This is a genomic window from Streptomyces sp. Tu6071 (genome assembly GCF_000213055.1).
In the GTDB taxonomy this organism is placed as follows: Bacteria; Actinomycetota; Actinomycetes; order Streptomycetales; family Streptomycetaceae; genus Streptomyces; species Streptomyces evansiae.
In genome coordinates, this window is record NZ_CM001165.1 from 859,428 (window position 1) to 872,263 (window position 12,836).

14 protein-coding genes are annotated in these 12,836 nt (G+C 67.4%); 5 read left to right on the top strand and 9 right to left on the bottom strand.

Annotated features, from left to right (window positions below; genetic code table 11):
- Position 1: 1 nt before the first annotated feature.
- Positions 2-1,015: a non-homologous end-joining DNA ligase gene (ligD, locus tag STTU_RS03550; protein WP_007819906.1), complete on the bottom strand. Its 1,014-nt coding sequence runs from the start codon at positions 1,013-1,015 to the stop codon at positions 2-4.
- Positions 1,016-1,485: 470 nt separating this feature from the next.
- On the opposite strand from ligD, the gene STTU_RS03555 reads away from it, so the two are divergent.
- Positions 1,486-1,680, top strand: coding sequence for a hypothetical protein (locus STTU_RS03555; RefSeq protein WP_158678765.1), 195 nt, complete (start codon positions 1,486-1,488; stop codon positions 1,678-1,680).
- Position 1,681: 1 nt separating this feature from the next.
- Here STTU_RS03555 and STTU_RS03560 read toward each other — a convergent pair whose 3' ends face one another.
- Positions 1,682-1,897 (bottom strand): hypothetical protein, encoded by a 216-nt coding sequence (locus STTU_RS03560; RefSeq protein WP_007819911.1) that lies wholly within the window; start codon positions 1,895-1,897, stop codon positions 1,682-1,684.
- Positions 1,894-2,106, bottom strand: a complete 213-nt coding sequence (locus tag STTU_RS03565) for a hypothetical protein (protein ID WP_043253990.1) — start codon at positions 2,104-2,106, stop codon at positions 1,894-1,896. Before STTU_RS03565 ends, STTU_RS03560 begins: the two co-directional genes overlap by 4 nt.
- 381 nt (positions 2,107-2,487) lie before the next feature.
- On the opposite strand from STTU_RS03565, the gene STTU_RS03575 reads away from it, so the two are divergent.
- Together STTU_RS03575 and STTU_RS03580 are read left to right on the top strand one after the other, a co-directional pair.
- Positions 2,488-3,012, top strand: a complete 525-nt coding sequence (locus STTU_RS03575) for a DUF6879 family protein (RefSeq protein WP_043253993.1) — start codon at positions 2,488-2,490, stop codon at positions 3,010-3,012.
- A gap of 11 nt (positions 3,013-3,023) precedes the next feature.
- Positions 3,024-3,875, top strand: a complete 852-nt coding sequence (locus STTU_RS03580; protein ID WP_043253995.1) for a helix-turn-helix domain-containing protein — start codon at positions 3,024-3,026, stop codon at positions 3,873-3,875.
- Positions 3,876-5,341: 1,466 nt separating this feature from the next.
- Here STTU_RS03580 and STTU_RS03585 read toward each other — a convergent pair.
- From STTU_RS03585 to STTU_RS03610, 6 genes are all read right to left on the bottom strand, one after another.
- On the bottom strand, positions 5,342-6,667 hold the full coding sequence (locus STTU_RS03585) for a phage major capsid protein (RefSeq protein ID WP_158678766.1): 1,326 nt from the start codon (positions 6,665-6,667) through the stop codon (positions 5,342-5,344).
- Positions 6,668-7,142: 475 nt separating this feature from the next.
- A complete protein-coding gene (locus STTU_RS03590) occupies positions 7,143-7,457 on the bottom strand; it encodes a hypothetical protein (RefSeq protein WP_007819923.1) in 315 nt (104 codons plus the stop codon).
- A gap of 206 nt (positions 7,458-7,663) precedes the next feature.
- A complete protein-coding gene (locus tag STTU_RS03595; protein WP_078518902.1) occupies positions 7,664-8,881 on the bottom strand; it encodes an AAA family ATPase in 1,218 nt (405 codons plus the stop codon).
- Positions 8,882-9,348: 467 nt separating this feature from the next.
- Entirely contained in the window at positions 9,349-9,558 is a 210-nt protein-coding gene (locus STTU_RS03600; RefSeq protein ID WP_043253998.1) for a hypothetical protein, read from the bottom strand.
- The gene (locus STTU_RS03605) at positions 9,555-9,785 is read right to left on the bottom strand and encodes a hypothetical protein (protein ID WP_007819926.1); all 231 of its coding nucleotides are present in this window, start codon (positions 9,783-9,785) and stop codon (positions 9,555-9,557) included. Before STTU_RS03605 ends, STTU_RS03600 begins: the two co-directional genes overlap by 4 nt.
- A gap of 29 nt (positions 9,786-9,814) precedes the next feature.
- Complete coding sequence (locus STTU_RS03610; RefSeq protein ID WP_052862312.1) at positions 9,815-10,018, bottom strand: helix-turn-helix transcriptional regulator; 204 nt, start codon at positions 10,016-10,018, stop codon at positions 9,815-9,817.
- A gap of 476 nt (positions 10,019-10,494) precedes the next feature.
- On the opposite strand from STTU_RS03610, the gene STTU_RS03615 reads away from it, so the two are divergent.
- Positions 10,495-11,673, top strand: a complete 1,179-nt coding sequence (locus STTU_RS03615; protein ID WP_007819929.1) for a tyrosine-type recombinase/integrase — start codon at positions 10,495-10,497, stop codon at positions 11,671-11,673.
- A gap of 14 nt (positions 11,674-11,687) precedes the next feature.
- Positions 11,688-12,788 (top strand): ATP-dependent DNA ligase, encoded by a 1,101-nt coding sequence (locus STTU_RS03620; RefSeq protein WP_007819930.1) that lies wholly within the window; start codon positions 11,688-11,690, stop codon positions 12,786-12,788.
- Positions 12,789-12,836: the final 48 nt, after the last annotated feature.

A 12,836-nucleotide genomic window follows, 5' to 3' on the forward strand; every position in this document is an offset into this window, starting at 1 on the left:
CTCAGTCCGTCTCCTTCTTGGCGCGGCTCGGCTGCACCCGCGAGGGCTCGCCCGGCATCTTCGGGTAGTCCGGCGGGTACGGAAGCTCGCCGAGCCCCTCGCTCTCGTCGCGCGCCGCGAGGTCGAGGAGCGGTTCGAGCGAGTAGCGGCGCTCGTCCATGTCCGCGTGCACGTCGCCGCGCTCGCGGTAGCGGGTCACCATCGTGCGCAGGTCGAAGTCACGCGGATCGGCGTCGGGGACCTCGTCCCACGTGAGCGGGGCGGAGACGGGGGCGTGCGGGCGGGCGCGGAGCGAGTAGGCGGCGGCGATGGTGCGGTCCCTGGCGTTCTGGTTGTAGTCGAGGAAGATGCGCTCGCCGCGCTCCTCCTTCCACCAGTGCGTCGTCACCTTGCCCGGCATCCGGCGTTCCAGCTCGCGCCCCACCGCGATCGCGGCGCGGCGCACCCCGGCGAAGTCCCAGCGCGGCTCGATGGGCACGAAGACGTGCAGTCCGCGTCCGCCCGAGGTCTTCGGGAAGCCGCGCAGCCCCAGCTCGTCGAGGAGGCCCCGCAGCTCGACGGCGACCGCGACGGCCTCGGCGAAGGCGGTGCCGGGCTGCGGGTCGAGGTCGAGGCGCAGTTCGTCCGGGTGTTCCGTGTCCTCCGCCCGTACGGCCCAGGGGTGGAAGACGAGGCCGCCGAGGTTCGCCGCCCACAGGATCGCCGCGGGCTCCTCGGGGCACAGCTCGTCGGCGTACCGACCGCTCGGGAAGGAGATCCGGGCGGTGCGCAGCCAGGAGGGGTGGTTCTTCGGGGCGCGCTTCTGGAAGAAGGACCCGCCCTCGACGCCTTCCGGGTAGCGCTCCAGGGTCGTGGGGCGGGCGCGCAGGGCGCGCGTCATGCCCTCGCCGACCGTGAGGTAGTACTCCGCGACGTCCCGCTTCGTGTAGCCGGGACGCGGATAGTAGATCTTGTCCGGGTGGCTGATCCGCACGGTGCGCCCGCCCGCCGTCAGCTCCTCCGCTTCGTCCGCCATGGCGCCACGGTAGGCGGGGGCGCGTACCTCCGCATATCGGTGTCCACAGTTACTCATGGTGCGAATGACGGTCATACCGGCACACAATCGGCTCATGCGTCTGCCTGTCATGCCCCCGGTGCGCCCGATGCTCGCGAAGGCCGTGCCCGAGATCCCGCCCGGGATGCACTACGAGGCGAAGTGACAAAGAGGGCTTCTGACCTGCAAGAACTGCACCCTTAAGAGTCCCCCAGGGCACACCCGGGGCACTCGGCCACTCGGGGCACGCCTCCGCCCCTCGGTCCACCCGGGCCGGGGGGCTTTCCTCGCGCGCAAGCTTGCGCGGGCTCAAGACGCAGGCCGCCGACCTGGGGGTATGGCCGCACTTGCGAGGACTCAACCTTTCACCCCAACAAGCCCTTGGATTACGGGAGTTGGCGCCGTACAGTGGATACCGAAGCGGACATAACGACATGAAAGGGATGACCCTCATGACGACCATCGACCTGAACCTGACCCTCCCCGTTGCCGTCGCGGACGCCGAAGACCTGGTGAACCTGGCCGCCGTTCTCTTCGCCTTCGACATGGAGGCGCCGTCGAACAGCAAGCACCGGGAGTGGATCACCGCCAACCTTGATCTTGTCCTCGCCGTCCAGTACGCGCGTGGCGGGGAAGGGGGCGGCTAGGTCAGCGGGTCCGGCCCGCCCTGACGGCCTCGGCGATCCGCTGGGCGACCTCGGCGCGAACGAGTCCCAGGTACACGTACGGGTTCCCGCTGTCGTCGGCGACCAGGGGGCGCAGGCTGGCCCACACCCGCTCCGGTAGGCCGAGGTCGGCGAAGGCCCCCCGAAGAGCCTCCGCCGCCTCGGCGGCAGCCTTGTGACCGTCGCGCGTCGTCGTCACGCGTGGCCTCCGGTGTGGTGCTCGCGGATCATGTGGGCGTACCCCGAGGCCCCCCAGTCGTCGCCCTTCGCCTTGGCGTCCGTGAGGCTCTGCCACGCGGTCTGGCAGGTCTTACAGCCCGCGACAGGGCGGCAGTCGAGCAGCCAGGCGAAGAAGCCGACCGGCAGGTCTACCGGCTTCTCCTGGTAGCTGATCCTGTGGTCGTTCATCACGCCTCCCGGGAGTTGTGACGACCGACGCTAGGACGCGGCGAAGGCTCCGGGCCAGCGTGTTGCACGCTGTTGCACGTACGCGTTGAACAGCCTTGACGCTAGCCCTCGGCGCCGTGAGGCTTCGTTGCAACAGCGTGCAACGTGACTCGACTTGAGGAGATGCAATGCGTCTACGGTTCGTCGGGAAAGACCCGGAGTCCGGGGATCACGGCTGCCCGGCCGTGTGGGTGGACGAGGACACGCACCAACTCCTCATCCAGGGAGTGACGGCCGATGCCGAGACGACCGCCCAGACCGTCCAGGACAGTCCGCTTCCGCCTCATGAGGGTGTGGTGTGGTTGCCCAAGAGCATGATCCCCGTGCTGAGAAAGGCGCTCGATGACGCAGAGTCTCGCTAACTTCACCGACCTGATCCGGTCCGCCGAGTGGTCCGCCGTCCATCTGGAGATGCGCGACACGTACGCCATTCCGAACGAGGACAAGGGCTTTGCGGCGTGGCGGGAAGGTCACCGGCTCGACCCCGACGACCGCGAGTCGTGGTGGCGTCCGTGGCTGGACCTGGTGCAGGAGGTCACCGCCAAGGGCGTCCACGTGCGCCGGGCCCGCATCGTGAGCGAGCCGCCCAGCGAGTACATCCGCTACGAGCATTCGTTCACCTTCACCAACATCGCGGCGGGCGAAGAGATCCGGTGGCTTCCGCGTCAGGCGGCGTCCGGGCTCGACCTCCCCGAATACGACTTCTGGTTGTTCGACAACAACCTCGTCCAGTTCAACATCTTCGACGGCGAGGGCCGTTGGGTTCACACCGACCAGACTTATGACCAAGCTGCGGTCGGGCTCTGCGCGGGCGCTTTCGAAGCCGTCTGGGAGCGGGCCATCCCGCACGACAAGTACGTCATCTGAGAATCAAGTCCATGCCCGAGTCACCACTTTCCACCGCCCAGGCCGCCCGCAGGGGCATCGCCTCTCGTCTGGACGAGATGAGGCGGGACGCGGGGCTCAGCGGGCACGACCTGGCCGTGCGGTGCGGGTGGCACAGAGCGAAAGCCTCCCGCATCGCACGGGCCAAGACGGCCCCCTCCGACGCCGATATCAGGGCGTGGTGCGAAGCCTGCGGCGTGGCCGACCAGGCGGCCGACCTCATCGCCGCGAGCCGGACTGCCGAGTCCATGTACGTCCACTGGCGGCAGATCCACCGGGACGGGATGCGCCGGGTCCACGAGAGCACGGTCCCCCTGTACGAGCGGACCACCCACTTCCGGGTGTACGCCTCGAACCTCGTACCGGGGATGCTCCAGACCGCCGACTACGCGACAGGGCTCCTGCGGTCCATCACGGCCTTCCAGGGAACCCCGGACGACGTGGCCGACGCCGTACGGGCACGCCTCAAGCGGTCCCGGGTCGTGCACACGGGAAACCACCGCTTCGGGCTGATCCTCGAAGAAGCGGTGCTGTACTACCGGGTGTGCGACGGGCCCGAGCTTGCCGCCCAGCTCCGGCATCTGCTGGAGATCATGTCTCGGCCGAACGTGTCCCTCGGGATCATCCCGTTCGGCGTCCGGCGCACGGTCTGGCCGCTGGAAGCCTTCTACGTGTTCGATGACGCCCAGGTGGCGGTGGAAACGCTGACGGCCGAGGTCAATGTCACGGCGCCCGGCGAGATCCACACCTACCTGCGGGCCTTCGGCGAGCTGTCACGCATCGCGGTTCACGGGGCCGCAGCGCAACGCCTCATCGCGAGGGCGCTGGAGTCGGCTCTCAGGTAGCCGATCGTCGCCTAGCTTGCGCCCTATGGCACGGCCGCTCATCCCCTGTTCGGAGAGCGCGGCCACCTCGGCCTTGCGGGCCTTGGGGCCACGCTTCACCTCCTGATAGTACGAGTCGAAAGACCGTGGGTGGGGACTATGGTCCCCACCCCACCGCTTGTGGACTCCTCACATTCGCCTTTTCGCTCGGCATGGGCGGCAGGTCCGCTGTCCGGCGGGGAGGCTGCCTTTACTGCCCGTGAGGGGTTTCCCGCATTCCGAACACGGAACGGTGTTGCCAGTACGGGGCGGCATCCCATTCGCGCGAGCCTTCGCGTACTGGCGTCGGGCGCTCCTGGCCCGCCGAACGCGCAGACAATCCACTTTCCGGCAGAACACCTGCGCTGCGCTTCCGTCGAAGCTCTTCCCGCACTCAGCGCACGGTTTTCGGTAAATTCGCATCGATCCAGCCTCCTGCATAAACGAATGCATATACATACCCTGACCTGCGGCTTTCCCCAGACGAACAATAGGGAGAGAAACGGGCGACAGCAGCGGGGGTCGTCCGGGCGGTTTTCGAACGGTCCGGCCCCCTCCCCCGGGTCGCGTCGGCCAACGGTGGATATTTATGCGGCGGCGTCGCGGTTGGTCCGCCGGAGTGGGGGTCTAGCGTTTTCGGTTCCACTCCGCGCTGAGTTGCTGGCTTACCGGGGGTGGGTGGCTTTCGGTGTCGAAAGATCGTTCTTGGGAACTATGGTTCCCACCGGCGATCTTGTGGAATTGCAGCAGTAGCTGTGCCGTTGGCGGTCCGGTAAGGGGATTCCTTACCTTTAAGTACCTACGGTGGGTAGTACGTGGTTCCTGGGAACCCACGCTTTCCCGAAGCCGTCCGCAAGCCCGAAGCCTCGCCAAAGCCCGAAGGTTCGCGCGAAAGCCTTTCAATCCGCAATGAACCACATTGAACGGACTTTGTGTGGCTTCGAGTCGAAGGTTAGGCAAACGGGTTTGTGCTCGTGATCAGTAGCAACATCATGTGATCACCAACATAAGGTTCATCATCTAGGTACATAGAGTGTGGTGATACTGGTGTGCACACCCATACTCGACTCTCGGTATGGGTACTACCTATTGGCATAGGTGTGCTATATCCAGTGCGTACTATCCTTCGTGCACATGTCTTGGCTATTCGTGTAGCTCATGACCTCACTGGCACTCAGGCTCACATGACGTTGTTGCTATGAGCTTGGTGCACACATCGGTGCGCGTACGAGGGGCGGGGGTGCGCTGCCCGTACCCATACCGTTGGCCCGAGGTGTGCGCCCTTATGCCCGAGGAGTGCACCCTAAGCTCGCCCTGTTCCCCGAGGTACGCCCGTCTTTGCCGGCCTCTCCAACAAGCAAGGGACGCCGCCCAGTTGAGCGACGCCCCCTGTTGTGCGGGCTAACCGGGAGCCCCCAACGCCAGAGGGGCCCCCGGAGATGTGGGGCCTACGCCGTCAGGTCCACCACGCGGAAGGCCGAGGGCATCACAAGCGCGAATCCGACGCGCTGCTCAGCTCGGAACTTCGCGAGGTTGTAATCAAAGAGATCCGGCCCCGAGGTGTCCACGTCGATGGTCATCTCATTCCTGACAAAAAGTCGGGCCTTCGACCAGTCTCCGAGCAGGGCGGTCCCCGCTGGGACGGAAGTCGTCAGCACCACGGGAAGATCGCCAAAGATGTTCTTGTAGCTGAACGACCCCGGCGTACCGGCCGCACTCGCCCCGACGTAGGTACCGTCCGCCCCTACGAGGAGGTCGAGGGTCTCAAGGTCGGCAGGGTTTAGGGCCCACGCGTTCGCGGCGACGTGCGCACTCTGTACGGAGGTCAGCGCCTTGCGCAGCGTGACCGGAACAGACGTGCTGTAGCTGACCGCCACCACGCCGGAGGTGTTCAAGATGCCCTGAATCTGGCCGCCGCCGGAAGCCCCGCTCACAATGTCGGCGTCGATGGCGTCCGTGACTCCGCGCGCGAGTTCATCCTCAAGCCAGCCGGACAGCTCCCTGTGGTCGGCCAGCACCTGGAGCGGGACCGGGGCCGACAAATGGGCGTACGTGTGCGCAACGTCCTGCACGGAGAGCATCGTGTACTGGCTGGTCGGCTTGAGGGTGCCATCGGGCACTGCGGTGGCCGCATCTGTGCGCACCGTCTGGCGCAAGAACTCAAAGGATCGGCCGGGGATTGACACCCGGTCAACGAGGTCCAGCACGCGAGAAGGATTCGCCGGAAGCGCATATGCGCCCGTACGGACCATCCCTGGAGCATCGAAGCTCCCACTTACGATCGCCTTCGTGCCGTGGCGCCCGCCGAGGGCCTTAGTGAGCCGCTGCGCCGTGTCCTGAGCCCATGCATGGGTGTCGTGGGTGACGCTGGAACGCTTCGTCGTCGCGGAGCCGTGGGAGCCTCCACGGATCTCGTGGGAGCCCTGGCCCCAGCCGTCCATCTCGCCGCTGCCGTGAAGGGCGTCCGCGCGGGCCTTGAGTTCTCGAAGGCGAGCGTTGAGCGTTTCCACGTAACGGAGCTTCTGGTGCCGCGTGCCGCTGACGGACTTGATGCCGTCCAGGTTGAAATCACCGGACTTCTCGTCACGCGCCTCGCCGAGGAGGCGGTTGAGTTCGTCGCGTACCTGGCTGAGAGTCGCGAACTGGTTTGCGCGCTCAGGCGTCGCCTCGGGGGCCGCCTCGGGGTTGGGATTGTCGGACATGATGATGCCTTCTTCTTCGCTTGAGGGATGCGGGTACTTCTTGTTGAGATCCCATTCGCGATCCGGAGGCAACTACCAACGGTGCGACGACAGCCGACCAGCTTCGGGGACTGGAGTTCGGGGCAAATGCCTCCACTGGCCGAATTCCGAGGGCTCCACGCCGTTTCTCGCCGAATTCGGTGGTAGCCACCTAGCTACCGGGAAGAGGTGCGCGCGGCCTTCCTTGGACGATCCCTACCGGTTTCGGTGAAAGGGGAGAAAGCCCGAAACTGATACTTGACGCCCCGAGGTAACACGAGGAGAACCCTCGGGATGGGAAGAAAGGCCGCGCGGCCTTGAGCGAGTACCCCGCGCTCTATTCCATTCTGCCCAATCCTGCCCAATCCACAATGGAATTAGAGCGAAACAATTACGTGATACCGGTCACATTAGGAAATAGGGAGTATGTTTTGATAAACGCCCCGGGGTGAAAGGCCAGAAAGGCCCCCCAGAGGGCCAGGCGGGAGGCTGACGGCTCTGGGGGGCCGGAACGGGGTGCTAGCGCTTCCTAGGGGCCGCCAGGGGCGTTCTCGGGGGCGTTCAGGCTTAGCTCTGTCGCCCAGGCTTGCAGGAGTTCCGCGAGGGGCGGCGGGGACTCCCCGGCGTTCACGCACGCCATCACCTGGGCCGGTACGTCCAGCGGGATGCCTACGAAGGCGGCGGCCGCGTACAGGGTGATCACCTCCCGGATCGCCTCATCGACCGCCTTCGTGAACGCCGTCCAGTTGCCGGGGGCGAGCGGGTGAGATCGTTCGATGCGCTTCCAGTGCGCCATGACCAGCTCGCCAGGGTTCGGCGGCGGCGGGTAGTTCGGGACGTCCATGATCTTGTGCCTTTCTGGGGGTGGCGGGGGCCCTTCGGGAGGGCGCCCAGGGGGTGAATCCAGTGCTTCCGGCTGAGTGCTCCCCCCTAAAGGGTTAAGAGCAGTGAGTGCTTCCGACTGCTTCGGAAGCGGTGTGACCTGGGCGTTTCGACTGCTCGGTGACTGCTTCCGAAGCACTGCCGAGCAGTCAACCGAGCAGTCACCGCCTACAGCTCCATCTGCCGGGGCTGGGCGGCCTCTGCCTCGGCCTCCACGTGCTCTGGGAGCCATGCCCGTTGCGACCGCCGGGGGCCCGGCCGGACGACGATGCGTCCGGCGTCCTCGGCCGTTTCGAGGATGGTCGCGGCCTTCTCCTGGCTCACGTTCAGGATCTCCGCGACGCGTCGTTTCGACGGGTGATCGTCAGGGTGAGCGTCCAGCCACATGCACAGCCGGTCCACGTCGCTCGGCCCCTGGTATGCGCTCCCGGCGTTGTCGAACGCGGAGACCGAGAGCCGTCGCGTCTCCGCGTCGCGCTGCACGGTCGTCTCTGCGAGGTCCACGTCTCGGCCCTCGGCGGACAGGGTGCGGCGCCCGTTCTCGTCCTTCTTGAGCTTCCAGATTGCGTCTGGCCACTCCCCCCAGCGGGAGGCGCCGCGCGCGTGCTCGCCGCTGAGCCCGGTGTGAACAGGGAGCCCGATGTTCCGCACCCCGGCCTCACGCTTGATCTGCTCAAGGGTCTCCGTGAACTCCTGGGCGGCGGTGTTGGGGTCTCCCTGCGTCGTGAAGCCGGTCATGGCGCGGTGGGCGGGGTCGAGGAGCCACAGCCCGACCCGGCGATCACGGAGCCAGCCCGCCGCCCATTCACGCGTCGCGGGGGTGCGTAGGGAGAGGTGCTGCCCGCGCAGGGGCAGGAGGTGCACGCGGTCGGTGTTGCGGATGCCCGCGCGCCGCAGCCACTCCCGTAGCTGGGGGTCGCCCATCTCGTAATCCCACATGCCTACGTGCTGCGGGCCCCCGGTGATCTCGAACCGCCCGAGGAAGGGGGAGCCGTCCGCGTAGGCCCGGACGAGTTCGATGGTCGTACTCGTCTTGCCGGTCTTCTTCGCCGCGACGAGGGTGAAGTTCCCCTCTGCCGGCAACAGGTCGGCCACGTCGTAACTGGCCTCGGCTGTCTCCTCGTTGAGGAAGCTGGTCAGATTCCGGGAGCAGGCGGCCAGTGCGGCAATGTCGGCCGCGTACCTCTTCGCCTCCACCTCGGCCTTGGCGCGCTCGCGGGCCATCTCATAGACCACGTGATCACGTGTGGCCTTCCGAACGTCCCCCTCAAGGCGGTACTCCTCCATGAGGGCTTCCATCTCGTCATCCGGCGTGAGTTCGGCGCCCGGTGGGCTGGGCGAGGGCTGGTCGAATGGTGGTGGATTGTCCGTCTCGGGTGTTACCATCGGTAATACCTCTCAGTTGGTAGTTACTGGAAGCCCCCCCCGGCTGTCGTCACCGGGGGCTTTCGCTTGCTCTAAGGACTGAATCGCCCCACGGTGAGAACGGGGCAGTCATCGTCATGCCGGGTAAAAGCCATGGACGCGGTTCCGGTCTTCCGCGCGGCCCGGCGCTGAGCGCGGTTCGGCATGACTCGCCGTCCGCCGCATCCGCCCATTTCGACGGGGCAAATACCGGTGCGGTTGGTCTCCCGGCGGATCGCTACCGTTCTTGTGCGCGGGGCTCGCCGAATCAGGAATGGGCGGCTGAAACATGAGAGCGGATTCTCCTTCCACGGTCGTCTTCTCGATATCGAATTCTTCGGGTATGCTCATAGGTACTCTCCTAACGAGTTGCGGTCCCGGTTTATCTGCCAGCCGGGGCCGCTTTCTTGCGTTCGCACGCTGTTGAGTTGTCAAAGATCGAAATGCGTTCAGCAGTCGGCGCGGAGGAGCGCATCGACCTCGGCGAGGTCCCACCGACGCCATGCCGCCCCGCCGAAGCGCGTGAGGCGCCCGGCCTCGGCCTCGGCGAGGAGCCAGCGCCGGGCCTCGCCCCGGTCCACGAAGAACCGGCCATCCCTGCGCCAGGCTGTGATGTGGTCAAGTACGTGCTCGGTGTCGGCGGTCAGCGGGGCGCTCACGCGGGCCCCCGGCGGCGCGTCGGGACCTCGCGCAAGAGCTGGTCGAGCTGCCGGAGGTCGTAGCGGGCGTTGCCTCGGCCCTGACCCCCCTCGTTCCGGAGGCGCCCGGCCGAGACCTGCGTGTTGATCCAGCGGCGGGCCTGTGTGCTGCTCTCGAAGGGCCGCGTCTTCTGGTACTCCAGGAGGTAGAGCACGACCGCTTCGGTGTCGGCGTGGGGCGGCCTCACGGGGCGGCCCGGTACGCGTACGGGCTGGTTCACGCGGCGGCCCCGCTGCGGTCGCCGCGCTCCACGGCGCGGGAGTCGAGCCACGCCTCAACGTCGGCGAGCCGGTAGCGGATGACCTTCCCGCCCACCCTGCTATAGCGGGGCCCGGCGCCGGAGTGGTTGAGGTGGTACACGGCCTGTAGCGAGATCCCGAGCCATTCGCTCAGGTCCTTCGGGGAAAGCATCCTGTCCATGCGTCCCGGTCCTTCCTGGGGAGGGTCTTCGGTTGGCTCCCTCAACCAGAGCAGCCCCGCCCGACAAAACGTGCACAAAACCTCAGATATCTCGCATAGTGGGCCTCCTCGCGCCCGCCCCGAATTCCTGGGCGACAAGAGGCGGGGCTTGACGGAAAGCGCTTCCTCAACCCCTGAACCTGTTGGTCGCGGTTCGTGTAGATCTCCGACCCTGTGACCGACCCGACGCCTGATCTGCTCGCTTTTGACCGGTTCGCGCCGCAACGCTCGACAGGGCACATGTGACCCGAGGAGCACCCATGAGCGGAACCGTCCAGATTCAAGATCGCTGGCACCGGAGGACACCCCCCACCGACGACGCCCAGCCGTGCCGGAAGTGCGGGACCCGTGACTACCCCTACGCGAGCGGGGCCCACGGGGCAGCCCTCCGCTGGGCTGTCCGCTGGCGGGAGCGCGACTGCCGCCAGCGAAAGAGGATGTTCAAGACGAAGCCCGAGGCAAACGCCTTTGCGGCTGAGGTCAAGTCGTCCATGGACAGCGGCAGTTATGTCACGCCCACCGAAATCACCTTCGGGGAGGTCGCGGCCAAGTGGCAGGCAGCTACCGGGGTGGAGCACCGCCCTCAGACGCGGGGCAATGTAGAGCGCTCCTTGCGGCTCCACATCCTGCCGCAGCTCGGCTCTTGCAAGATCACGTCCATCAAGAAGGCCGACGTTCAGGCGTGGGTCAACGACCGCGCGGAGGTACTGGCCCCGTCCAGCGTCGAGGTCGTGTACGGCACCCTCAAGGCCGTTTTCTCGTGGGCAATTGGCGAGTACATCACCGTGAGCCCATGCAAGAGCCGGGGCCGCGCCGACCGCATACGGCTCCCGGCCAAGCCGACGAAGGAGATCATCCCGCTCAGCACCGCCCAGGTCTCGGCGCTGATCGAGGCGGCGCCGGACGGCTACTGGGTGGCCCTCCTCCTCGCCGCCGCCTCGGGCCTTCGGCAAGGAGAGCTGTTCGGCCTGGAGCCGGAGCATGTCCTTGAGGGCGAAATCCTCGTACGCCAACAGCTCTCGGTGATCGACGGCAAGGGGGTCCGCATCGCCCCGGTGAAGACGGCGACCAGCCTGCGGGGTGTCCCGGTTCCCGCTGCCGTCACGGACGCTGTGGGGGCGCGCATCAAGGCCCAGCCGCCAGTGGCCCAGCTCATGGCCGACACGACCAGCGGGAAGCGTCGGGAACGCCTGGTGCGGCTGATCTTCACGACGCCTTCGGGCGAGCCGGTCCAGCGGTCGCCGTGGGCTCGCGTCTGGGCGAAGATCGTGAAGCGGGCGAACGAGATCCTGGCCGCGCAGGGTGAGCAGCCGCTCCCGGCCAAGGTCACCCTTCACACGCTGCGCCACACGTACGCCTCACTACTGATCAAGGAGGGCGAGTCCGTGAAGGTGGTCCAGAAGAGGTTGGGCCACAGCTCCGCCGCGATCACGCTTGATACGTACTCGCACCTCTGGCCGGACAGCGCCGCCACCACCCGCCGGGCGGTAGAGCGGGGCCTTGGCGGTCTCCTCGGCGGTCGTCCAGGGCACGCCACAGGGCACACGCCATCGGGAACAGTCGAAAGCCAGCGGAAGCCAGCGAAAGAGATCACCCGCTCACTTTCGGTAGTTTGAGGAGGTCAAAAGCCATGCGTCTGCCTGTCATGCCCCCGGTGCGCCCGATGCTCGCGAGGGCCGTGCCCGAGATCCCGCCCGGGATGCACTACGAGGCGAAGTGGGACGGCTTCCGCTGCCTCGTCTTCAAGGACGGTGCCGAGGTGGAGCTGGGCAGCCGTACGGGCAAGCCGCTCGGGCGGTACTTCCCCGAGCTGGTCGAGGCGCTGCGGGAGCGGCTGCCCGAGCGGTGCGTGCTGGACGGGGAGGTCGTCGTGGCGCGCGAGGGGAGGCTCGACTTCGACGCGCTGAGCGAGCGCATCCACCCCGCGGCCTCGCGGGTGCGGCTGCTCGCGGAGACCACGCCGTCCTCGTACATCGCCTTCGACCTGCTCGCGCTCGGCGAGGACGCGCTCGTGGAGCGCCCGCAGCGCGAGCGCAGGGAGCGGCTGGAAGCGGTGCTCGCCCGGGTGGCTCCCCCGGTGTACCTCGCCCCCGCGACGGGGGACCGGGCGGTGGCCGAGGAGTGGTTCGGGCGCTTCGAGGGGGCGGGGCTGGACGGGATCGTCGCGAAGCCGCCGGAGCTGCCGTACCGCGAGAACCAGCGCGTCATGTTCAAGGTCAAGCACGAGCGGACGGCCGACTGCGTCGTGGCCGGGCTGCGTTTCCACAAGAGCGGCCCGGTGGTCGGCTCGCTGCTGCTCGGGCTGTACGACGACGCGGGCGCGCTCCAGCACGTGGGCGTGTGCGCGGCCTTCCCGATGAAGCGCCGCGCGGAGCTGATGGAGGAGCTGGAGCCACTGCGGATGGACGGTCCGGGGGCCGGGAAGCCCGGCGGGGACCACCCGTGGGCGCACTGGGCCGAGGCGGAGGCGCAGGAGGCGGGGCGCCTCCCGGGCGGGCCGAGCCGGTGGACGGGCACGAAGGACCTGTCGTGGGTGCCGTTGCGGCCCGAGCGGGTCTGCGAGGTCGCGTACGACCACATGGAGGGCCCCGTCGCCTCGGGCAGGGCCCGCTTCCGGCACACCGCGCGCTGGCGCCGCTGGCGCCCGGACCGCACCCCGGAGAGCTGCACGTACGCGCAGGTCGACGAGCCGGTGCGGTACGAGCTGGGGGCGGTACTCGGCGGTAACTGAGCCCGCCCCGTACCGCCCACGCGCGACCCGCACGGCGCCACGCCGCCC